The organism is Streptomyces sp. C, assembly GCF_000158895.1.
Taxonomy (GTDB): domain Bacteria; phylum Actinomycetota; class Actinomycetes; order Streptomycetales; family Streptomycetaceae; genus Streptomyces; species Streptomyces racemochromogenes.
The window spans coordinates 3,212,160-3,233,291 of the sequence record NZ_GG657750.1 but is presented as its reverse complement, the minus strand read 5'-3'; the positions used below and the strand labels follow the sequence as shown (position 1 = coordinate 3,233,291).

18 protein-coding genes and 1 pseudogene are annotated in these 21,132 nt (G+C 73.5%); 12 read left to right on the top strand and 7 right to left on the bottom strand.

Translation table 11 applies throughout. The annotated features are described in order from the left end of the window. The 4 genes from SSNG_RS14315 to SSNG_RS14300 form a co-directional block, all read left to right on the top strand. Nucleotides 1-867: SUKH-4 family immunity protein (locus tag SSNG_RS14315; protein ID WP_042801007.1), on the top strand; the 867-nt coding region annotated here is incomplete at its 5' end. Nucleotides 868-993: 126 nt separating this feature from the next. Continuing rightward, on the top strand, nt 994-1,866 hold the full coding sequence (locus tag SSNG_RS41160; protein WP_007264547.1) for a DivIVA domain-containing protein: 873 nt from the start codon (nt 994-996) through the stop codon (nt 1,864-1,866). A 100-nt stretch (nt 1,867-1,966) separates the two neighbouring features. Further along, nucleotides 1,967-2,575 (top strand): hypothetical protein, encoded by a 609-nt coding sequence (locus tag SSNG_RS14305; protein ID WP_042801006.1) that lies wholly within the window; start codon nt 1,967-1,969, stop codon nt 2,573-2,575. Nucleotides 2,576-2,577: 2 nt separating this feature from the next. Beyond that, nucleotides 2,578-3,024, top strand: coding sequence for a hypothetical protein (locus tag SSNG_RS14300; RefSeq protein WP_007264545.1), 447 nt, complete (start codon nt 2,578-2,580; stop codon nt 3,022-3,024). Here the strand turns inward: SSNG_RS14300 and SSNG_RS14295 are convergent. Further along, the gene (locus tag SSNG_RS14295) at nt 2,999-3,859 is read right to left on the bottom strand and encodes an alpha/beta hydrolase (protein ID WP_042801005.1); all 861 of its coding nucleotides are present in this window, start codon (nt 3,857-3,859) and stop codon (nt 2,999-3,001) included. The two genes, SSNG_RS14300 and SSNG_RS14295, sit on opposite strands and share 26 nt — an antisense overlap. A gap of 82 nt (nt 3,860-3,941) precedes the next feature. On the opposite strand from SSNG_RS14295, the gene SSNG_RS14290 reads away from it, so the two are divergent. From SSNG_RS14290 to SSNG_RS14280, 3 genes are all read left to right on the top strand, one after another. Continuing rightward, nucleotides 3,942-4,502 carry an ABATE domain-containing protein gene (locus SSNG_RS14290; RefSeq protein ID WP_042801004.1) on the top strand — a complete coding sequence of 187 codons (561 nt, stop codon included), beginning with the start codon at nt 3,942-3,944 and terminating at the stop codon, nt 4,500-4,502. Beyond that, the gene (locus SSNG_RS14285; protein ID WP_042801003.1) at nt 4,499-4,912 is read left to right on the top strand and encodes a hypothetical protein; all 414 of its coding nucleotides are present in this window, start codon (nt 4,499-4,501) and stop codon (nt 4,910-4,912) included. The genes SSNG_RS14290 and SSNG_RS14285 overlap by 4 nt, the downstream gene beginning before the upstream one ends. A 117-nt stretch (nt 4,913-5,029) precedes the next feature. Continuing rightward, nucleotides 5,030-5,551: a hypothetical protein gene (locus SSNG_RS14280; protein WP_007264541.1), complete on the top strand. Its 522-nt coding sequence runs from the start codon at nt 5,030-5,032 to the stop codon at nt 5,549-5,551. Nucleotides 5,552-5,601: 50 nt separating this feature from the next. Here SSNG_RS14280 and SSNG_RS14275 read toward each other — a convergent pair whose 3' ends face one another. Continuing rightward, on the bottom strand, nt 5,602-6,468 hold the full coding sequence (locus SSNG_RS14275) for a hypothetical protein (protein WP_063749890.1): 867 nt from the start codon (nt 6,466-6,468) through the stop codon (nt 5,602-5,604). A 136-nt stretch (nt 6,469-6,604) separates the two neighbouring features. Beyond that, entirely contained in the window at nt 6,605-8,056 is a 1,452-nt protein-coding gene (locus SSNG_RS14270) for an MFS transporter (protein ID WP_241695050.1), read from the bottom strand. A gap of 607 nt (nt 8,057-8,663) precedes the next feature. Between SSNG_RS14270 and SSNG_RS14265 the strand changes: the two genes are divergently transcribed. Together SSNG_RS14265 and SSNG_RS14260 are read left to right on the top strand one after the other, a co-directional pair. Next, nucleotides 8,664-9,452, top strand: a complete 789-nt coding sequence (locus SSNG_RS14265) for an ABC transporter ATP-binding protein (protein ID WP_007264538.1) — start codon at nt 8,664-8,666, stop codon at nt 9,450-9,452. Continuing rightward, nucleotides 9,449-12,022 (top strand): FtsX-like permease family protein, encoded by a 2,574-nt coding sequence (locus tag SSNG_RS14260; protein WP_007264537.1) that lies wholly within the window; start codon nt 9,449-9,451, stop codon nt 12,020-12,022. The genes SSNG_RS14265 and SSNG_RS14260 overlap by 4 nt, the downstream gene beginning before the upstream one ends. A 125-nt stretch (nt 12,023-12,147) precedes the next feature. Here SSNG_RS14260 and SSNG_RS14255 read toward each other — a convergent pair whose 3' ends face one another. Beyond that, nucleotides 12,148-13,551 (bottom strand): DUF2079 domain-containing protein, encoded by a 1,404-nt coding sequence (locus SSNG_RS14255; RefSeq protein ID WP_007264536.1) that lies wholly within the window; start codon nt 13,549-13,551, stop codon nt 12,148-12,150. A gap of 208 nt (nt 13,552-13,759) precedes the next feature. Here SSNG_RS14255 and mfd point away from each other — a divergent pair, with 208 nt between their 5' ends. Together mfd and SSNG_RS14245 are read left to right on the top strand one after the other, a co-directional pair. Next, nucleotides 13,760-17,299, top strand: a complete 3,540-nt coding sequence (gene mfd, locus SSNG_RS14250; protein ID WP_007264535.1) for a transcription-repair coupling factor — start codon at nt 13,760-13,762, stop codon at nt 17,297-17,299. Nucleotides 17,300-17,325: 26 nt separating this feature from the next. Further along, nucleotides 17,326-17,895 carry a GNAT family N-acetyltransferase gene (locus SSNG_RS14245; protein ID WP_007264534.1) on the top strand — a complete coding sequence of 190 codons (570 nt, stop codon included), beginning with the start codon at nt 17,326-17,328 and terminating at the stop codon, nt 17,893-17,895. Between the two features lie 13 nt (nt 17,896-17,908). Here SSNG_RS14245 and SSNG_RS14240 read toward each other — a convergent pair whose 3' ends face one another. From SSNG_RS14240 to SSNG_RS14230, 3 genes are all read right to left on the bottom strand, one after another. Continuing rightward, the gene (locus SSNG_RS14240; protein ID WP_007264533.1) at nt 17,909-18,766 is read right to left on the bottom strand and encodes a hypothetical protein; all 858 of its coding nucleotides are present in this window, start codon (nt 18,764-18,766) and stop codon (nt 17,909-17,911) included. Nucleotides 18,767-18,797: 31 nt separating this feature from the next. Continuing rightward, the gene (locus SSNG_RS14235; protein ID WP_007264532.1) at nt 18,798-19,547 is read right to left on the bottom strand and encodes a hypothetical protein; all 750 of its coding nucleotides are present in this window, start codon (nt 19,545-19,547) and stop codon (nt 18,798-18,800) included. Nucleotides 19,548-19,616: 69 nt separating this feature from the next. After that, entirely contained in the window at nt 19,617-20,366 is a 750-nt protein-coding gene (locus tag SSNG_RS14230; protein WP_007264531.1) for a hypothetical protein, read from the bottom strand. Between the two features lie 173 nt (nt 20,367-20,539). Here SSNG_RS14230 and SSNG_RS14225 point away from each other — a divergent pair. Next, nucleotides 20,540-21,132: pseudogene (locus tag SSNG_RS14225) on the top strand (SAM-dependent methyltransferase); the annotation flags it as partial.

Below are 21,132 nucleotides of genomic sequence, written 5' to 3'. Positions count from 1 at the left end.
CAGATCCTGTACGAGCTGCGCGCGATGAACGTGCCGCCGCAGCAGGTGCTGGAGCTGCACACCGAGCTGGCTTCCTGCGAGCTGCCGGGCGGTTACTGCGCCCGGATGATCCGGGAGACCTGGCCGCAGGTGCGGATCACGAGCGTGGCCCCGTACGGGACCGACCACGCGGGCCGTCAGCAGGGCATGCGCCACCTGCTCACCCATCAGGGTGAGCTGCACCAGGTGGCGGACGGGCCCGCGCGTCCCGCGCCGGTCCGGGCGCCGCTGCCGCAGGTTCCGCTCCAGCCGGCGATCCCGATGGACGCGATCGCGCAGGAGCTGGCGGGTGCCTTCGGGCCGCAGGGGGTCTTCCGTTTCGACCAGCGGGCGGTGTCGCGCCAGGGCGTGCCGGAGATCGTGGCGCAGACCCTGATGTGGGCGGGTCTGCCGGTCGACTTCGGGCCGTTCTTCTGGGCGCAGGCGGTGCCGGGCCAGCCGGTGCCGACGCTGGCCGAGATGGCGGCGCAGCGCGGGGTGCAGCCGGCGTCGGACGCGGGCTCGTACCTGGTCGTCGGCAGCGACTTCGGCAAGGCGCTGTGCGTGCAGTACGGGACCGCGCACATAGTGGCGGTGCCGGTGGAGGCCGGTCCCGGCGGGGCGCCCGTGCCGCCGCAGTTCGTGAATTCGAGCCTGCCGCAGTTCGCGCGTTCGCTGGCGATGCTGGGTCACATGTGGCGGCTGCGGCAGCATCTGACGCCGGAGCAGGCAGGGCGCTGGACCGTCGATTTCCAGGCGAATCTGGCCGGTCTGGACAGTGCGGCGCTGGCTTCGCCCGAGAGCTGGTGGTCGGTGCTGCTGGAGCAGATGTGGGACGGACTGCTCTGACGCGGTGAGCGTGCGTGTGGACGGGCCGGGTCCCCTTGGGGTGGGGGACCCGGCCCGGCCATTCCGGCTTCTGCGACCAAATGACGCATCCTTGACAGCAATCCCCGCGAGAGAGGCGCTCCCAGGATGACTGCACCCTTTGCGACTGTGCGCGGTCGTGGCTACCGGATGGACGAAGTCGACCGCTATCTCGCGCGGCTGTCCGGCAGCCGGGACGAGGCCTGGGAGCGGGTGGCGCGGCTGACCGTGCTGGCCCGTCAGATGGAGGCGGAGGCCGAACGGTTGCGGGCGGCCGTGGCCGCGCTGGCTCCGCAGACGTACGACGACCTGAGCGAGCGGGCGCGGCGGATCCTCCAGCTGGCGCAGGAGGAGGCGGAGGTCCTGCGGGAGGAGGCGCGGGCGGACGCGGCGGAGGCGGCGGGTGCGGCCGAGGCGCATGCCGGCCGGGTGGCCGAGCTGGCGCGGCACGACGCGGAGGCGGTGCGCGAGCAGACCGAGGTGCGGGCGCGCCAGGGGCTGCTGCGGGCGCAGCGGGAGGCGGACGCGCTGCGGTCGGAGGCGCGGGAGGACGCGGCCGGCTGGCGGTCCGAGGCGCAGGCCGCGCTGGCGGAGGCGGGGCGCCGGGCGCGGGCGCTGCTCGCGGAGCTCGAGCAGGACCAGGTCGAGCGGTGGGACGCGTCGGGGCGGGAGCTGGCGGCGCGGGCGGACGAGCAGGACGCGCGCTACGCGGAGCTGGAGCGGTACGCGGAGGCGCGGCTGGCGGAGGCGCGGCGCGGGTACGCCGAGGCGGAGGAGTCGGCGCGGCACGGCCAGGAGGACGCGGAGGCGCGGGCGGAGGAACTGGTGGCGCAGGCGCGGGTCCGGGAGGAGCGGACGGGGCGCGAGACGGACCGGATCCTGCGCGAGCACCAGGAGGCGCAGGAGGAGATGCGGGCCCACATGAGCCACGTCCGCTCCAGCCTGGCGGCGCTGACGGGCCGGGCGCCGGCGGAGGGGTAAGGGGCTGTTCCGCGCGGCGGCGTGCTCGCCGCGCGGGGGCGGTGCACGGGGGAAGGGCGCCGCCAAGTCGATTGTCGGTGGGCGGCGTTAGCCTCGCGGTATGAGTTCTTCGTTGAGTGTGTACCTGCTCGATCTGAACGCCGTCCACGCCCTGGTCGGCTCGCGCGACGACGCGCTCCTGGACCTGGTCCGGGAGCGGTTCGCCGCCGATCTCGCGCACGACGACGACTGGTTCGACTCGGAGATAGAGAACGGCGCGCCGACGGCGTACGAGGCGCTGCGCGCGGTGGTGTACGGCGGGCCGTTCAGTGAGGACCGGGAGCACGCCTTCCAGTACGCGTACGCGTACAAGCGGCTCTGTGACCTGACGGGGTCCTTCCTCGACAACTCCTCGTTCTCCCCGTACCGGGGCGACTGGCTGGGGATGGTCGACGCGGGGCTGCGGGCTTTGAAGGTGGACGCCGTTTCGGTCGAGGACTTCGACTTCTCGGACCTGCCGGGCGGGCTGCCGTCCACGTACACGCCGGGTTGTGGCGAGTGGACGTACGAGGAGTGCGTGAAGGCGCTGGAGCAGTTCGAGGAGACCAAGCGGCGGGGCGAGGTTCCGCTGCTGGACAGCGAGGTGTCGGAGGCCGTGGGGGACGTGCTGGGGTGGCTGCGGCAGGTCGAGGCGCGGCCCGGGTTCGGGATCGTGGGATTCCGGTCCTAGCCGTGCGCGAGGCGTTGGGGCGGGCCGGGCTCGGGGTGGTGCCGGGCGGGGTGCCGGAGGGGGTGGTCGCGGCCGTCGTCGGATACGGCTCGGCGGAGGTGTTCGGGGGTGTCTACGTCCGGTACGCGGATCCGCGGCTGGTGGAGGCGCTCAACGTGTGCTGGCACCGGCTCGCCGTGGCCGAGGGGCTGTTCGGTGAGGGCGGTGAGTTCCTGCTGATGCCGCCGGGCGGGGAGGGCGGTTGGCGGCGGGTGCGGTTGCTGGAGGGGTGGGACCTCATGGGGGCCGGTGCGGAAACGGTTCTGGGGGCCGGGGCCGGCCGCCCGGACTTCACGGCGCTGGCCCTGGACGGCGGTGTCGCCGTCGTCGCCGCGTCGTACGAGGGCGGGGCCGGGGTGCACGCGGTGCGCGGTCCCGGGAGCGTCACCGGCCGGCGGTTGTGGGGGTGAGGAAGCCGCGGATCAGCGGGGCGATTTCGGGGAGGTGGGTCTCCAGGGCGAAGTGGCCCGCGCCCTCGAAGACGTGGACCTCGGCGTGGGGGGCGTCGCGGAGGTAGGCCTTGGCGCCGGCCGGGGTGAAGAAGGGGTCGCCGGCGCCCCAGGCGACGAGGACCGGGACGGCGGCCGTGCGGAGCCAGGCCTGCCAGTCGGGGTAGTGGGCGAAGTTCGAGGCGTAGTCGAAGGCGAGGTCGGCCTGGGCGTCGGCGCGGCCGGGCAGCCCGAGGTAGTGGACGTCGAGGGTCCAGTTGTCGGGGGAGATCAGGGCGGGGTCCGCGACGCCGGTCTCGTACTGGAAGCGGGTGCCCTCCTCGGTGAACAGGGCGCGGACGCGTTCCTCGTTGCCGGGTACCTCGCGGCGCAGTCCGGCGAACTCGCGGGCGGCGTCGGAGAGGCCCTCGTCGTACGCGTTCCCGTTCTGGACGATCAGGTGGGTGACGCGGTCGGGGCGGCGGGTGGCGAGCCGCAGCCCGACGGGGGCGCCGAAGTCGAAGACGTACAGGGCGAAGCGGTCGAGGGCGAGGGCGTCGGTGAAGCCCTCCACGATGTCGGCGAGCCGGTCGAAGGTGTACGTGAAGCCGTGCGGGGCGGTGGTGCGGCCGAAGCCGGGGTAGTCCGGGGCGATCAGCCGGTAGGGGGTGCCGGCGAGTGCGTCCATGAGGCGGGTGAACTGGTGCGAGGCGGTGGGGAAGCCGTGCAGGAGCAGCAGGACCGGGCCGTCGGCCGGGCCGCTCTCGCGGTAGGCGACGGTCACGCCGTCCACGTCGACGGTGCGGTGAGCGATCATCACATGCCTCCTCGGGCTTCGGTGGCATTAGTCTGCTGGGTTTGCGGCTAATGGGTCAAGAGGGTTTGGTAGCATTAGCGGCGTGAATCTCTTCCCGCTGCTGGGCGAGCCCCTCGCCCTCGACCTGCTGAACACCCGGCCCGCCGGTGCCGGCGACCTCATCGCCGACCGGGCGGGACTCGCCGCCTGGCTGGCCGAGCAGCCCGGGCGGCTGAGCCGCGTCGCGGAGGTCGGGGAGGCCGAGGTCACCGCCGTGCACGCCGTGCGGGAGGCGGCCGGGCCGCTGCTCGCCGCCGCCCGGCGCGGTGAGCGGCCCCCGCCCGGCGCCCTGGCCGCGCTCAACGGGATCCTCGCCGCCGCCCCGGCCCGCACCGAGCTGGCCTGGACGGCGCTGACCGGTATGACGGCGGCCCCGTACCGGGAGGCCGCCCCCGCGCAGCGGCTCGCCGCGGAGCTCGCCGAGGCCGTGGTGGAGCTGGTGACGGACCCGCGGGTGATGTCGGTGCGCGAGTGCGAGGCGCCGGACTGCGTGCTGCTGTTCCTGCCGGCGCACCCGCGCCGGCGCTGGTGCGTGGCTTCGGCGTGCGGCAACCGGGCCCGGGTGGCGCGCTACTACGCCCGGCACAAGGGGGAGGGCGCGTGAGCCGCGCATGGGAGTCGCTGACCGAGAGCCAGCGGGCCTTCATGATCAACGCCTTCGAGATCGACATCCTGCCCGGCATCTGGGGCGACCTGGCCGAGGAGGACAAGGAGCTGCCGGCCGCCGAGCTGGCCCCGGTCCTGCTCGACCTCGTCGACCGGGGGTGGATCGAGGTGCGCCGGGTGGTGCCGTGGGTCGCGCCCGACGGGACCCCGGGCTTCCAGCCGGGTGGGGCGGTGCCGCGCGAGGCGCTGCCGGAGGTGCTGGCGGACCCGGCCGAGTGGGAGTACCCGGAGGGCGGAACGGACTGGATCGGGGCCCTGACGCTGACCGAGACCCCCGAGGGGTGGCGCGTGAACCGGATCTCCCCGGAGGAGGAGGCGGGGTGGGCCCGCGGGGGGCAGGGTGGGTGAACCTCAGGGCGCGCTCCCGCTGAGGAAAGGTTTCGCCAACGCGTCGCGCTCCTACGCTCCCTCCCGGATGCCACCGGACCGGCATCCGCCCGTGGAAGAGAAGAACGGAACCCCCTCATGCGTCTTCGCACCACCGCCGTAGCCCTCGCCGGAGCCCTCACCCTCGTCCTGCCGACCGCCGCCACCGCGCTCGCGGACGACGGCAAGGCCCTCAGCTACAGCTTCCAGCAGAACGGCGAAAGCAAGACCGGGCAGGTGAGCGACCTGGCCGAGGACAAGTGCCACGCGCTGGCCGTGACCGACGCCCCGATCGAGGAAGCCGTCAACGAGACCGACAAGGTGGCCCTGTTCTTCGACAACAAGAACTGCGAGGGCGAGCCGGTCGTGGCGGCGGGCCCGGGTGAGAAGGCGGGCGACTTCGAGGCCTCCGCCGTCGTGTTCGAATCTTCCGACAAGCAGGGCCAGCAGGCCCAGCCGGGCGAGAAGGACAAGCGCGAGGACGCCGCCCAGGCCCCCGCCCAGCAGCCGGCCGACAGCGACGCCTCCGACGCCTCCGACGCCTCCGAGGCCTCCGACGGCTCCGACGGCTCCGACGGGGAGTCCGACTACTTCGACTCGCCGTTCCGCATGCTCGGCTGATCTCGGCAGGACGAACGAGGGGCCCGGCACCCGGAGGTGCCGGGCCCCCGTCATGCCCGCGGGGCCGCCGCCGCGGGGGCGGCGGCGGCCGGGGCGCCCTCGTAGCGGTACGGGTCGCTGCGCAGCCCGCGCGAGACGACCACCACCGTGAACGGAGGCTTCGCCGTCTGCGGCAGCCGGGCGGTCAGGGCGCCGGTCGCCGGATCCGGCGTCGCCTCGACCGGGGTGCCGTCCACCGTGAGGCGGGGCTCGGTGAAGCCGCCGCCCTCCACCCGGAGCAGCCCCTCGGGGGTGACGGTGACGTCGGTGATCACCGGGTTGGCGCGGGTGGCCATCTTGTTGACCAGGTAGGCCCCGGCCGGAGCGCCGGTCAGCGCCCAGATCTCGCCGGGCAGCCGGGGGAGCCCGCCGCCCACGTCGGAGAGGAAGAAGAGGACGACGTAGAGCATCGTGACCGCGCTCAGGGCCACGTACTGGAGGTCCACCAGGTCGGTCCGGCCGCTGTCGTTCGCGATCAGCTCCCGCAGCGGGCGGCGGCCGCCGGGGGTGGGCCTGGGGGCCGGCTTGGCCATGCTGCCGCTCTCCAGCCGGATGCCGACGACTGCCTTCGCCGCGATGAGGGCCGCGTACGGGCCCCCGAGCAGCGGCAGGTACACCGAGGTCAGGGCCGACAGCGGGCCGTCGGAGCCGGTGCCGGTGCCGCGGAAGTAGGAGACGCCGCCGCCCGCCGTGAGCCCGTACGCGAGGATCGCGAGCAGCAGCCAGAGCAGGAGCACCGTCCAGGCCAGCGCGAGGGTGGTGGAGGTGGAGAGCCGGCCGTCGCGGCCGGTGACGAAGCCCGGCCGGCGGCGCAGGCGCAGGGCCACCGGCCCGGCCAGGGCGGCCAGTAACGCGAGCGCGAAGAGTGCGGATGCCATGTCGTCCCCCCGGATGCGGTCCTGGGCAAGAGGGTCACCCACTGGGTCCGAACATGACAACCCGACGCGCGGGCCGGAGCGCACGGACCCACCCCCGCCCCCGCTCGGCCACCCCCCGCCCCGCCGCCCCCCGCCGCTACTGGTGCTCCGGCAGCACCGGGAACCTGCGCGGCGCGACGAGCAGCAGCACCAGCACCGCCGCCACCCCGGCGGCCGTCGCGCCGAGGAAGATGTGCTCCACCGCGGCCGCCACCGCCGCCCGCAGGTGCTCGGCGGCGGCCGGCGACAGCCCGCCCGGCTCCGCCAGGGCCCGCGACACGTCGTCGAGGCGCTCCGGCAGCCCCGGCAGCGGCGCCCCCGTCAGCCGGGCGGCGACGGTCGCGTTGGCCACCGCCCCCAGCAGCGCGGCCCCCACGCTCTGCCCGACGGTGCGGCAGAACAGCACCGAGGCCGTGGTGGTGCCCCGCTCGGCCCAGCCCACCGTGGACTGCACCCCGACCACCAGCGGCAGTTGGAACAGCCCGAGGGCGGCGCCCAGCAGCAGCATCACCAGCGCGGGCTGCCACGGCCGCGCCGGGTACGGCAGCAGGGTGAAGGCGAACAGGACCGCCGACCCCAGCCCGACGCCCAGGGCGGCGGTGTCGCGGAAGCCGATCCGCCGGTACACGTGCTGGCAGAAGGCGGCCGACAGCGGCCAGCTCAGCGTCATCAGGGCGGTCAGGAGCCCGGCTCCGACCGGCCCGAGCCCGAGCACGGACTGGGCGTAGGTCGGCATGAAGACCATCGGGGCGACCATCAGCAGCCCCAGTGCCGCCATCGCCAGGTTCACGGCGGCGATGGTGCGCCGGCGCCACACCCAGCCGGGCAGGATCGGTTCCTCGGCCCGGCGCTCCACCCGGACCACCACCACCGCCAGGACCGCGCTCGTGCCCAGCAGCGCCAGCGAGGGCGCCGACAGCCAGGGCCAGGCCACGCCGCCCTGGACCAGCGCGAAGAGCAGCAGCCCGCCGCAGGCGAAGACGGCGAGGGCCCCGGCCCAGTCCACCGGGCCCCGGCGGCCGGGGGACCGTACGGGTTCCACGAGGTGGCGGGCGGTCAGCCAGAGGGCCAGCCCGGCCGGCGGCACGTTGACGAGGAAGGTCCAGCGCCATCCGGCGTACCCGGCCAGCACCCCGCCGAGCGCGGGGCCGAGCAGGGCGGAGCTCGCCCACACGGTGGTCATCCGGGCCTGTATGCGGGGGCGGTCGCGCAGCGGGTAGAGGTCGGCGGCCAGGGTCTGCACGGTGCTCTGCAGGGCTCCGCCGCCCAGCCCCTGGACGATGCGGAAGGCGATGAGCGCGGCCATGTTCCAGGCGGACGCGCACAGCAGGGAGCCGGCGAGGAAGAGGGCGGTGCCGAAGAGGAGGACGGGCTTGCGGCCGAAGGTGTCGCTGAGCTTGCCGTAGAGGGGCAGGGTGACGGTGACGGCGAGGAGGTAGCCGGAGAACAGCCAGGAGAAGACGGAGAACCCGCCGAGGTCCCCGACGATCTGCGGGACGGCGGTGGAGACGATCGTGCTGTCGAGCGCGACCAGGGCCATGCTCAGCATCAGCGCCGCCACGACCCGGGTGGGCGGCCGCCCGGGCCCGGCCCCGTGGGTCCAGGAGTCGGGCCCCGAGGCCGTTCCGGGTCCGGGGCCGCTCGCGGAAGCGTTTCCTCCGGGGCGGTCGGCGGGGTCCGCCGCGCCCTCCGCGGACGCTTCCGTGGAGCCTTTCGCCCGGTTTTCTCCTGCTTCCACCACGTTCCCCTCGTCTGCGGGGAACACCATCTCACCGGGCCGCTCCGGGCGGAATCCCCGTCTCATCGGCGCCCGGTCCGTCCGTGCCCCCTACCCCCGGTCCGCCGCAGGGTGGACAACCCCTAGGGGTGGCTCAGCATTTGGGCCCAGGGGACGTTCGTCCCGGCGGAGGAGGCCGAAGGGCCCGCGAGGTCCTTAACTGGTTCATACGAGCGGGGCCGCCGGGGGGTGGGGGTGGGGATAACCCCCCGGTGGATACGGCGATGGGCACCAGCGCGCCCGGGACCCCCCGCACCGCAGACTTCGACGGCGGCCGTACGGATATCGGCCATGCGCATACCGGTATCGGCCATGCGCACACCGGCCGTGTACGCGCCGGCGGCACCGGCACAGGAACACCAACAGGGGAGACAGCACCGTGACAACGGCGATGACCGAGACCAGGCACGGGAGCGGCGGGGGACAGAACTCCGTCGCGGCCCGGGCGCGCCAGGTCGTCAAGGCCTACGGCTCCGGCGAGACCCGCGTCGTCGCCCTCGACCACGTGGACGTGGACATCCACCGCGGCCAGTTCACCGCGATCATGGGCCCCTCCGGCTCGGGCAAGTCCACGCTGATGCACTGCCTGGCCGGGCTGGACACGGTGACCGGCGGGCAGATCCACCTGGAGGACACCGAGATCACCGGCCTGAAGGACAAGAAGCTCACCCAGCTGCGCCGGGACAAGATCGGCTTCATCTTCCAGGCGTTCAACCTGCTGCCGACGCTCAACGCCCTGGAGAACATCACCCTCCCCATGGACATCGCGGGCCGCAAGCCGGACCCGCAGTGGCTGGACCGGGTCGTCCAGACGGTCGGTCTCGCGGGCCGCCTCAAGCACCGCCCGACCGAGCTGTCCGGCGGCCAGCAGCAGCGCGTGGCGGTCGCCCGCGCCCTCGCCGCCCGCCCGGCGATCATCTTCGGCGACGAGCCGACCGGCAACCTGGACTCCCGGGCCGGCGCCGAGGTCCTCGGCTTCCTGCGCCAGTCCGTCGACCAGCTGGGCCAGACCATCGTGATGGTCACCCACGACCCGGTCGCCGCCTCCTACGCGGACCGCGTCATCTTCCTCGCCGACGGCCGCATCGTCGACGAGATGTACGGGCCCACCGCCGACCAGGTGCTCGACCGGATGAAGGACTTCGACGCGCGCGGGCGGACCTCGTGACCGTCATGAAGACCGCGCGGCGCAACTTCCTCGCGCACAAGGGCCGGATGGCGCTCTCCGCGGTCGCCGTGCTGCTGTCGGTCGCCTTCGTCTGCGGGACCCTGGTGTTCACGGACACCATGAACACCACCTTCGACAAGCTGTTCGCCGTCACCAGCTCGGACGTCACCGTCAGCCCCAAGGAAGGCGAGGAGGGCGAGGAGATCTCCGCCCGCGGCAGGCCGGAGTCCCTGCCCGGCACGGTCGTGGAGAAGGTCCGCGGCGCCGAGGGCGTGAAGTCCGCCGAGGGCGGCGTCGTCTCGATGGCCGTCACCGTCGTCAACTCCAAGAACGAGAACATGGGGTCGACCACCGGAGCCCCGACCATCGCGGGCAACTGGAACGACAACGAGCTCAAGTCGATGAAGATCACCTCCGGTCACGCCCCGCGCGGCCCCACCGAGGTGATGGTCGACGCCGACACCGCCGACAAGCACACGCTGAAGCTCGGGGACGAGCTGCGCACCATCGCCGTCACCGGTGACGTCCGGGCGAAGATCAGCGGCATCGCCTCCTTCACCGTGACCAACCCGGGCGCGGCCATCGTCTACTTCGACACCGCCACCGCCCAGGAGAAGCTGCTCGGCGCTCCGGGCACGTTCACCCACGTCAACGTCACCGCCAAGGACGGCGTGACGCACGAGCAGCTGAAGAAGAACGTGGCGGCCGCCGTCGGCGCGGACACGTACAAGCTGCAGACCGCCAAGGAAGCCGCGGCCGCCAACAAGAAGGACATGGGCTTCCTCGACGTCATGAAGTACGTGATGCTCGGCTTCGCCGGCATCGCCTTCCTCGTCGGCATCTTCCTGATCTTCAACACCTTCTCGATGCTGGTCGCCCAGCGGACCCGCGAGATCGGCCTGATGCGCGCCATCGGCTCCGACCGGGGCCAGATCAACCGCTCGGTCCTCATCGAGGCGTTCCTGCTCGGCGTCGTCGGCTCCCTCGCCGGAGTCGCGGCGGGCGTGGGCCTGGCCGTCGGCCTGATGAAGCTGATGGGCCAGATGGGCATGCAGCTGTCCACCGCCGACCTGACGGTCAAGTGGACGACCCCGGTCGTCGGCCTGGTCCTGGGCATCGTCGTCACCGTCGTCGCCGCCTACGTCCCGGCCCGCCGGGCCGGCAAGGTCTCCCCGATGGCCGCCCTGCGCGACGCCGGAACCCCCGGCGACAAGAAGGCCGGCCGGGTCCGCGCGGCCCTCGGCCTGGTGCTCACGGGCATCGGCGCCGCGGCCCTGTTCCTCGCCGCGGCCGCCGAGAAGGCCTCCGCGGGCTCGCTGTGGCTGGCCGTCGGCGTGCTGTTCAGCCTGATCGGCTTCATCGTGATCGGCCCGCTGCTGGCCGGTGTCGTGGTCCGGGTGCTCGCCGCCCCGGTGCTGCGGCCCTTCGGCTCCGTCGGCCGGCTCGCCGAGCGCAACGCGCTGCGCAACCCGCGCCGCACCGGCGCCACGGCCGCCGCGCTGATGATCGGACTGGCGCTGGTCGCCTGCCTGTCGGTGGTCGGCTCCTCCATGGTGGCCTCCGCCACCGACGAGCTCGACCGCACCGTCGGCGCCGACTACATCGTCGCCTCCCAGGGCGGCCAGCCGATGATGCCGCAGGCCGAGCAGGCCATGCGCTCCACCAAGGGCCTGGACCACGTCACCGCCTACCGCGAGGTCGAGGCGAAGATCACCGCCCCGGACGGCACCTCCGCCAAGGACCGGATCAGCGTCACCGACCCGTCCTACGCCCAGGACGTGCGCCGCAAGATGATCGCCGGCGCGCACGGGGACGCGTACGCGGCCGGATCCATGGCGGTGGGCTCCCTCTACGCCGACAAGCACCACGTCAAGGTCGGCGACGAGCTCACGGTCGCCTTCGACGGCGGCCAGACCACCAGGCTGAAGGTCGCCGCGATCACCTCGGACGAGGGCAACCTCGACAAGGGCGTGAAGTACATCAGCACCGCGACCGCCGAGGCCAACATCCCGGCCGACCGGCTGGCCCGCCCGTTCATGCTGCTGGCCAAGGCCGAGAAGGGGCAGGCCGACAGCGCGTACACGGCGCTCAAGGCGGCCATGGCCGAGTACCCGCAGTACAAGGTGCTCAACCAGACCGACTACAAGCAGGACCTCAAGGACCAGGTCGGGCAGCTCCTCAACATGGTCTACGGGCTCCTCGCCCTCGCGATCATCGTCGCGGTGCTGGGTGTCGTGAACACCCTGGCCCTGTCGGTGGTCGAGCGGACCCGCGAGATCGGCCTGATGCGCGCCATCGGCCTCTCCCGCCGCCAGCTGCGCCGCATGATCCGCCTGGAGTCGGTGGTCATCGCCCTCTTCGGCGCCCTGCTGGGCCTCGGCCTGGGCATGGGCTGGGGTGCCACCGCCCAGCAGCTCCTCGCCCTCCAGGGGCTGAAGGTGCTGGAGATCCCGTGGCCGACCATCATCGGCGTCTTCGCCGGCTCGGCCCTGGTGGGCCTGTTCGCCGCACTGGTCCCGGCCTTCCGGGCGGGGCGGATGAACGTCCTGAACGCGATCGCCAGCGAATAGCGGGGCGGTCGTACGGGGGAACCACGGGGGAACAACGGGGGAACGCGCCGGCCCCGGACCGTCCGCAGGGACGGTCCGGGGCCGGCGTCGTGCATCGGCGGCCCGGCGCTCAGCGGCTCGGCGGCTCACAGCATCCGCTGGAGCAGGACGTACCCGCCCGCCTCGCCCATCAGCACGAAGCGCGACCCCGGGTGCAGCCGCTCGGCGAAGGCGACGGGGTCGCCGGCCCGGCCGTCGGAGGCGTCGAAGACCAAGTAGGCCGGCAGCACCCCCTCGGTGCCGCCGATCCAGTACACCTGGCAGCGCGAGGTCAGCCGGGTCAGCGGGCCGTGGTCCGCCTCCACCCGCACCCCGTCCGGGATCTGCGCCAGCAGCCGTTCGACGGCGGCCACCCGCGCGGGCTTCCCGTACGCGGACCGCTCGCCGAGCCGGGCCAGCGGCAGGCTGGTCGCGCTCAGCGCCAGGGCGGCGGCGAGCACGGCGCCGGGCAGCTGGTGGGCGTACGCCCGCACCCGCGGCCGGGGGCTGCGCCGGGCGGTGTCGAGGGCGTCGGCCAGGGCCAGGGCGACGACCGGCATCAGGACGGCGCTGTAGTGGTAGTCGGTGGACCAGTAGTGCGGGTCCCCCGACAGGAACCGCCAGCCCAGCGTGGGCACGGCCACCAGCAGCAGCGGGGAGCGCAGCGCGAGGAGCCCGGTGGTGGGGACGAGCACCCAGCCGAGGGTGGTCAGCTTCGTGCCGAGGCCGCTCAACGGGCCGCCGCCGGCCTCGCCCCCGCCGAGCTTCTCCCAGTAGGCGTAGCCGTCGGCGGCGAAGGCGGGGATCACCACGGTGAACACCAGTGCCGCCGCGGCCGCCCCGGCCGCGGCGACGGCCGCCGCCAGCCGCGCGGCCCGCGGGTCGGCGCGCCGGGCCCGCCAGGCGGTGACGAGGGCCAGGGCGGCCAGGGTGACCCCGAGGTCCTCTTTGACCAGCAGCAGCGGCAGCCCCCAGCCCAGGGCGGCCCGCCAGCGGCGCGCGAGCAGCGCCTCCAGGGCGAAGGCCAGCAGCGGTACGGCGAAGCAGATCTCGTGGAAGTCGAACTCCACGGCCCGCTGGATCCCCCAGGACAGCCCGTACGCCGCCCCGAGCGCGAGCCCCCGGGCCGGCCCGAGGAGCTTCGCCGAGGCGCGGGTGACGGGCAGGGCGGACAGTGCCATCAGGGCCGCCTGCACCACCAGGAGGGTCACCGGGGTCGGGAAGACCCGGTAGAGGGGGGCGATCAGGGCGATGACCGGGCTGAAGTGGTCGCCGAGGATGTTGGAGCCCGGCCCCTTCAGGTCGACCAGGGGCGGCCGGAGCCAGGCGTACGCCCTGACCGCCTGCTCGAATATCCCGAGGTCCCAGGAGCCCTCCTCCATCCGCCGGTGCCGGGTCACCGAGAGCACGGCGTACGCGAGGAACAGCGCGGCGGCGAGTGCGTACGGCGCCCTGCGCGCGGCCCGCCCGGCGCGGTCGCCGGTGCTCGGGGGGCTTGCGGGTATCGGCATCCGGACAGATTCTCACCCCCGACCGGAATGCCTCCCTCCGCCCCCCTGCCCCGGTCCGGCAGGCCCGCCACACCCCCGCGGGACCGGAATGCCCCGCGCGGCCGGGGGAGCGGCGTCATAGGGTGGGAACCCCCGGCCCGTTCACGTGTCGGGCCCTTCGTGTTGCCCCCGGCACCCCTCGCCCCTCACCGGATGGAAAGCCTGTCTCATGAGCCTGCACGGACTGCTCGACGCCGTCACCCGGGATCCCGCCCTCGCCGAGGCGGTCACCGCGGCCGGGGACGGCAACCGCATGCACGTGGACCTCGTCGGCCCGCCCGCCGCCCGGCCCTTCGCGATCGCCGCGCTGGCCGCCCGTACCGGGCGGACCGTGCTCGCGGTCACCGCCACCGGACGGGAGGCGGAGGACCTCGCCGCCGCGCTGCGCTCCCTGCTGCCCCCCGACGAGGTGGTCGACTACCCGGCCTGGGAGACGCTGCCGCACGAGCGGCTCAGCCCGCGCAGCGACACCGTCGGCCGCCGGATCGCCGTGCTGCGCCGGCTCGCGCACCCGAGCAAGGACGACCCCGCCGCCGGGCCCGTCTCGGTGGTCGTCGCCCCCATCCGCTCCGTGCTCCAGCCGCAGGTCAAGGGGCTCGGGGACCTGCTGCCGGTGAGCCTGCGGCAGGGTGACACCACCGACCTCGGCGTGGTCACCGAGGCCCTGGCAGCGGCCGCGTACGCCCGCGTCGAGCTGGTCGAGAAGCGCGGCGAGTTCGCCGTGCGCGGCGGCATCCTCGACGTGTTCCCGCCCACCGAGGAGCACCCGCTGCGCGTGGAGTTCTGGGGCGACGAGGTCGAGGAGATCCGTTACTTCAAGGTCGCCGACCAGCGCTCCCTGGAGATCGCCGAGCACGGGCTGTGGGCCCCGCCCTGCCGCGAGCTGCTGCTCACGGACGAGGTCCGCGAGCGGGCCGCCGCGCTCGCCGAGCAGCACCCCGAGCTCGGCGAGCTGCTGAACAAGATCGCCGAGGGGATCGCGGTCGAGGGCATGGAGTCCCTCGCCCCGGTCCTCGTCGACGACATGGAGCTGCTCATCGACGTCCTGCCCGCCGGGTCGATGGCCGTCGTCTGCGACCCGGAGCGGGTCCGCACCCGCGCCGCCGACCTGGTGGCCACCTCGCAGGAGTTCCTGATGGCCTCCTGGGCGGCCACCGCCGGCGGCGGCGAGGCCCCCATCGACGTCGGCGCGGCCTCGCTGCGCGGGATCGCGGACGTGCGCGAGCACGCCCGCGAGATCGGCATGATGTGGTGGTCGGTGTCCCCCTTCGCGGCCGGCGAGGAGGACCTGGCCGGCGGCGACACGCTGAAGCTCGGCATGCACGCCCCCGAGGCCTACCGGGGCGACACCGCCCGCGCCCTCGCCGACACCAAGGGCTGGATCGCCGACGGCTGGCACACCGTCTACCTCACCGAGGGCCACGGCCCGGCCGCCCGCACCGTCGAGGTGCTCGGCGGCGAGGGCATCGCGGCCCGGCTGGAGCCGAGGCTGGAGGCGCTGGAGCCCTCCATCGTCCACGTCGCCTGCGGTTCGATCGACAACGGCTTCGTGGACCCGGCGCTGAAGCTGGCCGTCCTCACCGAGACCGACCTGACCGGGCAGCGCACCGCCACCAAGGACCTGGGCCGGATGCCCACCCGGCGCCGCAAGTCCATCGACCCCCTCACGCTGGAGGTCGGCGACTACATCGTGCACGAGCAGCACGGCGTGGGCCGCTACATCGAGATGGTGCAGCGCACCGTCCAGGGCGCCACCCGCGAGTACCTCCTCGTCGAGTACGCCCCCGCCAAGCGCGGCCAGCCCGGCGACCGCCTCTACATCCCGACGGACCAGCTGGAGCAGGTCACCAAGTACGTCGGCGGCGAGGCCCCGACCCTGCACCGGCTCGGCGGCGCCGACTGGACGAAGACCAAGGCGCGGGCGAAGAAGGCGGTCAAGGAGATCGCAGCCGACCTGATCAAGCTGTACAGCGCGCGCATGGCGGCCCCCGGCCACACCTTCGGCCCGGACACCCCCTGGCAGCGGGAGCTGGAGGACGCGTTCCCGTACGCGGAGACGCCCGACCAGCTCACCACCATCGCCGAGGTCAAGGAGGACATGGAGAAGTCGGTCCCGATGGACCGCCTGATCTGCGGCGACGTCGGCTACGGCAAGACGGAGATCGCGGTCCGGGCCGCCTTCAAGGCGGTGCAGGACGGCAAGCAGGTGGCCGTCCTCGTCCCCACGACCCTCCTCGTGCAGCAGCACTTCGGGACCTTCTCCGAGCGCTACAGCCAGTTCCCGGTCAACGTGAAGGCGCTGTCGCGCTTCCAGACCGACACCGAGTCCAAGGCCACCCTGGAGGGCCTCAAGGAGGGCTCGGTGGACGTGGTCATCGGCACCCACCGCCTGTTCTCGCAGGAGACGAAGTTCAAGGACCTGGGCCTGGTCATCGTCGACGAGGAGCAGCGCTTCGGCGTCGAGCACAAGGAGCAGCTGAAGAAGCTCCGCGCCAACGTGGACGTCCTGACCATGTCCGCGACCCCGATCCCGCGCACCCTGGAGATGGCGGTGACCGGCATCCGCGAGATGTCGACGATCACCACCCCGCCGGAGGAGCGCCACCCGGTGCTCACCTTCGTCGGCCCGTACGAGGAGAAGCAGATCGGCGCCGCGATCCGGCGCGAGCTGCTGCGCGAGGGCCAGTGCTTCTACATCCACAACCGGGTCGAGTCCATCGACCGGGCGGCCGCGAAGCTGCGCGAGATCGTGCCCGAGGCGCGGATCGCGACGGCCCACGGCCAGATGTCGGAACAGGCCCTGGAGCAGGTCGTGGTCGACTTCTGGGAGAAGAAGTTCGACGTCCTGGTCTCCACGACGATCGTCGAGTCCGGCATCGACATCTCCAACGCCAACACCCTGATCGTGGAACGCGGCGACAACTTCGGCCTGAGCCAGCTGCACCAGCTGCGCGGCCGGGTCGGGCGCGGCCGCGAGCGCGGGTACGCGTACTTCCTGTACCCGCCGGAGAAGCCGCTGACGGAGACCGCGCACGAGCGGCTGGCCACCATCGCCCAGCACACCGAGATGGGCGCCGGCATGTACGTGGCGATGAAGGACCTGGAGATCCGCGGCGCGGGCAACCTGCTGGGCGGCGAGCAGTCCGGGCACATCGCGGGCGTCGGCTTCGACCTGTACATCCGGATGGTCGGCGAGGCGGTGGCCGACTACCGGGCCGCCGTCGAGGGCGGCGGGGCGGAGGAGGAGCCGCCGCTGGAGGTGAAGATCGAGCTGCCGGTCGACGCGCACGTCCCGCACGACTACGCGCCCGGCGAGCGGCTGCGCCTGCAGGCGTACCGGTCCATCGCGGCGGCGAACTCCGAGGCCGACGTCAAGGCCGTCCGGGAGGAGCTGACGGACCGCTACGGCAAGCTGCCGGAGCCGGTGGAGAACCTGCTGCTGGTGGCGGGGCTGCGGATGCTGGCGCGGGCCTGCGGGGTCGGGGACATCACCCTCCAGGGGCCGAACATCCGCTTCGGGCCGGTGGAGTTGCGCGAGTCGCAGGAGCTGCGCCTCAAGCGCCTGTACCCGGGGACGGTCCTCAAGCCGGCCACCTCGCAGGTGCTGGTGCCGCGCCCGAAGACGGCCAAGGTCGGCGGGAAGCCGCTGGTCGGCCGCGAACTGCTGGCCTGGACCGGGGAGTTCCTCACCACGATCCTCGGCTCGTAGCGCACGCCCGTGCGTATCATCGCCCGATGATCACGCCGCCGACCCTCCGGCCCGCCGCGACGGCGGGCTTCCCGGCCCTGTCGCTGCGCCCCTGGCGGGAGGAAGACGTCCCCGCGCTGGTGGAGGCGTACGCCGACCCGTTCCTGCGGCGCTGGACCGCCGAGTCCCTGGACGACGCGGCCGGCGGGCTGCGCTGGGTGGCGCGGCAGCGGGAGGGCTGGGAGGAGGGACTGCGGTTCGCCTTCGCGGTGCTGGAAGGAGAGCCGGAGGGCGGGCCGGGCCGGCTGGTGGGCGGTGCCGTCCTCAAGCGGCCGGTGCCGGAGGGCGCTTCGGCCGAGGTCGGCTACTGGACGGCCGCCGCGGCGCGGGGCCGGGGCGTCGCCCCGCGCGCCCTGGAGGCGCTGACGGCCTGGGCGTTCGAGGCCTTCGGCGGCTCCGGGCTGACACGCCTCGAACTGCTGCACCAGGAGGACAACGGGGCCTCCTGCCGGGTGGCGGAGAAGAGCGGTTACCCCTTCAGCGCCGTCCTCCCCGCGGCCCCGCCGGAGTTCCCGCTCAGCGGCCACCTGCACGTCCGGGTGGCCGCCGGCGCCTGAACGGGAGGCCGGGTCAGACCGGTTCGCCGACCGCGCCGCCGGTCTTGGAGAGGTCCAGGACGTCGGAGTCCTTCGGGGAGGCGGTGTCGACCGGGACGTCGAAGGCCGAGAACGTGACCGCGCCGGTCGTGTCGCCGCTGATCGACGACTTCAGGATGTACGGCGTGCCCTTCGTCGCGACCCAGTCGGTCTGGGTGCCCTGCCGGGCGGGGGAGGTGACGGCCAGCGCCGGCGTGCCGTCGACGGTGCCCGTCTCCCCCTTGCGGGCGAGCGGGCTGCCCTTGCCGAGGTCGTCCGTCAGTTTGCCCAGGTTGCAGCTGCCGGTCATCGGGGCGGCGCGCGGGTCGGCGGCGGGGAGCTTGACCCAGCGGTCCGCGAGCACGGCGACCATCTGGTCCGTCTGCTTCTGCGAGGCGTGCTTCTGCTTGGCGGCGCCCCGCCAGTAGTCGGCGTCGCCGCGGAAGTGGACGAGCTCGGGGGACTTGATGATGTCCATCTTCCCCATGCCGTCGAGGTGGACGGCGCCGTTGCAGTTGCCCTTCTTGTCGAGGGAGAGGTCGATCCGCATCGGCTTGGCCTCGTACTCCACCGTGGCCGTGACGTGCATGGACTGCGCCTTGCGGGTGGCCTCGCCGGCCCGGGTGAGGATCTCCGCCCCCGACAGGTCGGCCAGCGCCCGCTCGCCCTTGGCGTCCGACGGGGCGGAGGGCGACGCGGGCCCGGACGCGGACGCGGCGGGCGACTGGGAGGCGCGGGCCCGGCCGCCGACGTCGGAGGCCCGGCCGTCGGCGGGCACGCACGCCGCCAGGCCGCCGCCGATCAGGGCCGCGGCGGCCAGTGCCGACGTGGTGGTCTTCGTACGGCTGCGCATCTGGATTTCCCCCTGGAGCGGCGATCGGTACTCAGGTTCCGAGGGTAGGCGCTGGCTGTGACACGGCCCCGGCCGGGCGTACGCCGTCGTATTCGACCCTGCCGTGGTCGTTCGCCGACTGGTGCCAGTGCTTGCTCAGGTACGGCACCCCGTCCAGCAGGACGTGGTCGGTGATCTCGGCACCGCCGGCGGTCTTCGCCTTGAACACCGCAACGGGCTTGCCGTTCTGGTACGTGTCCGGTTCGCGGCGGACGTCGGTCAGCTCCGCCGGGTCCGGGCGGGCCGCCGCGCACAGGGCGCGCAGGTGTGCGACCGAGGGGTCGGAGGTCCTGGCGTCGATCCATCCCTGGTCGGTGTCGGGCGACTTGGGGGGCGTGTCCCTGAACTGGTCCTTCAGGAAGCCCTCGTCGCCCCTGAAGGACAGCCTGCCGCCCTCCATGAGGATCTCCCCGGCACCGGCGCGCATGACCGTGACCTTGCCCCAGCAGTCGCTCTCGCCCTCGAAGGTCAGGCCGGCGCTCATCTCGCGGTCGCCGATGGTGCGGCTGACGATCGCGTTCTTCTTCTCGGTCTTCGCCGTCTCCTCGTACGCGGCGCGCAGGACGGCGGCCGGGTCCCTGCCGGCGAGCGGGTCGGGCGGCGTGGCGGAGGCGGTGGGCGACGCCTTCGCCGCCGCGCCGCTCCCCTTCGCGAGGCCGCAGCCGGTGGCGGTCAGCAGTGCCGCGCAGGCGAGTGCGGTCGCGGCCGCGGACAGGGCCGCGGGCATGGTGGTGGTGCGCATGAGCTGGTCCCCCCCCTGGGATCGTTCAGGATCGGGAGGGTATCCGGCGGATGTCCGGCGGCGCTGGAGTCAGGACTTCTTCCAGGTCGCGCAGCCCGTGGTCTTGAAGTAGCCGTCCTGCGCGGAGACCGTCACCACGGCCGGGCCGGTGGGGTTGTCGTTGGCGGCGATGGAGTCGACGTCGTGGGAGGCGTTCTTGGCGCGCTCCCAGTAGCAGCCGGCCGAACCCGCGGCGGGCCCGCTCGACTTGTAGGTGCCGGGGGCGAGGTCGAGGCCCACCTTGAACATGCCGCCGTCGCCCGCGGCCTCGGTCTTCGGGGCGTCGGAGACGGCCTTCGGGTCGACGGTCTCCCAGTCGTTGCAGCCGTTGGACTTGAAGAGCTTGTCGCCCGCCTCGATGGTCACGTAGCTGGTGCCGACGACGTTGTCGTTGGCGAGGATCGACTCGACCTCGCCCGAGGCGTCCTTGGCGCGCTCCCAGTAGCAGCCCAGGCCCTTGTTGCCGGTGGTGCGGTAGGTGCCGGGCTGGAGGTCCGATCCGACCTGGAAGGTGCCGCTGCCGCGCATCGCCGCCTTCTTGCCGTCCTTCTTCGGCTCGGACGGCTTCGCGCTCGTCGTGCCGCCGGCCGTCTGGCCGCCGCCTGACTTGGGGCTGCTCGACGCCGCGGCCGGCTTCTTCGCGCCGGTGTCCTTCGTGCCGCTCGTGCCGCCGCCCCCGGTGCAGGCGCCGAGCGCGACGAGGGCGACGAGCGCGCCGGTGCCCGTGAGGACCCGGTGGCGGGTGATCCGGCTGTGGCGCGGTGTGGAGGACTGGGACATGGGTGTGCTCCTGTCTCGGATCTCTCGGTGCGGCCGGCGTTCTCCGCTGTTGACGGGATCATCACAACAGAGCTTGTGAACCGAGTCAACACGATTCACAGGATTGATTGGATTCACGCTGTGAAGCGGACTGGGGGCCGTTCCGGACTGTGAACCGGTATGCTCCCGGCATGCTGGAGGAGAACGTCCCCGAGGTCACCGCCGCCGAGATCGCCCGCCTGGCCGGGGTCGGCCGGGCCGCCGTGAGCAACTGGCGGCGCCGCCACCCCGACTTCCCCAAGCCCGTCGGCGGCACCGAGACCAGCCCCTCCTTCGCGCTGCCCGAAGTCGAAGCGTGGCTGCGCGCCCAGGGCAAGCTCGCCGAGGTCCCGCTGCGCGAACGCGTCTGGCAGCAGGTCACCGCCCACCCCGGCGGCGCCGTCGCCGCCCTCGTCGAAGCCGGCGCCGCACTGCTCGTCGTACGGGACCGCCCCGCGCGGTGGCTGGAGCTCGCCGCCCTCCCCGACGACCGGCTCGCCGAGCGGCTGCCCCCCGTACGGGACGAGGCGCTCGCCGCCCGGCTGGGAGCCGGCCACCCGGTGACCGTGCGCCCCGCCGCCGGAGCCGTCACCCTGAGACGGGCCGTCGCCGAACTCGCCGCCGGCCTCGGCGCCCGCCAGGCCTTCGAGTTCCTCCTCGGCCGCCACCTGGAGGCCAACCCCCCGCCAGTACACGCTCACCCCCGACGGCGTCACCAACTCATGGCCGGCCTCGCCGGACCCGGCGT

Excerpts from the sequence above, each read along its gene's own strand:
- SSNG_RS14240 (WP_007264533.1), bottom strand. The coding sequence starts at position 18,766 with ATGCGCAGCCGTACGAAGACCACCACGTCGGCACTGGCCGCCGCGGCC.
- SSNG_RS14230 (WP_007264531.1), bottom strand. The coding sequence starts at position 20,366 with ATGTCCCAGTCCTCCACACCGCGCCACAGCCGGATCACCCGCCACCGG.
- SSNG_RS14295 (WP_042801005.1), bottom strand. The coding sequence starts at position 3,859 with ATGATCGCTCACCGCACCGTCGACGTGGACGGCGTGACCGTCGCCTAC.
- SSNG_RS14305 (WP_042801006.1), top strand. The coding sequence starts at position 1,967 with ATGAGTTCTTCGTTGAGTGTGTACCTGCTCGATCTGAACGCCGTCCAC.
- SSNG_RS14255 (WP_007264536.1), bottom strand. The coding sequence starts at position 13,551 with ATGCCGATACCCGCAAGCCCCCCGAGCACCGGCGACCGCGCCGGGCGG.
- SSNG_RS14270 (WP_241695050.1), bottom strand. The coding sequence starts at position 8,056 with ATGCTGAGCATGGCCCTGGTCGCGCTCGACAGCACGATCGTCTCCACC.
- SSNG_RS41160 (WP_007264547.1), top strand. The coding sequence starts at position 994 with ATGACTGCACCCTTTGCGACTGTGCGCGGTCGTGGCTACCGGATGGAC.
- SSNG_RS14235 (WP_007264532.1), bottom strand. The coding sequence starts at position 19,547 with ATGCGCACCACCACCATGCCCGCGGCCCTGTCCGCGGCCGCGACCGCA.
- SSNG_RS14245 (WP_007264534.1), top strand. The coding sequence starts at position 17,326 with ATGATCACGCCGCCGACCCTCCGGCCCGCCGCGACGGCGGGCTTCCCG.
- SSNG_RS14275 (WP_063749890.1), bottom strand. The coding sequence starts at position 6,468 with ATGGCATCCGCACTCTTCGCGCTCGCGTTACTGGCCGCCCTGGCCGGG.
- SSNG_RS14280 (WP_007264541.1), top strand. The coding sequence starts at position 5,030 with ATGCGTCTTCGCACCACCGCCGTAGCCCTCGCCGGAGCCCTCACCCTC.
- mfd (WP_007264535.1), top strand. The coding sequence starts at position 13,760 with ATGAGCCTGCACGGACTGCTCGACGCCGTCACCCGGGATCCCGCCCTC.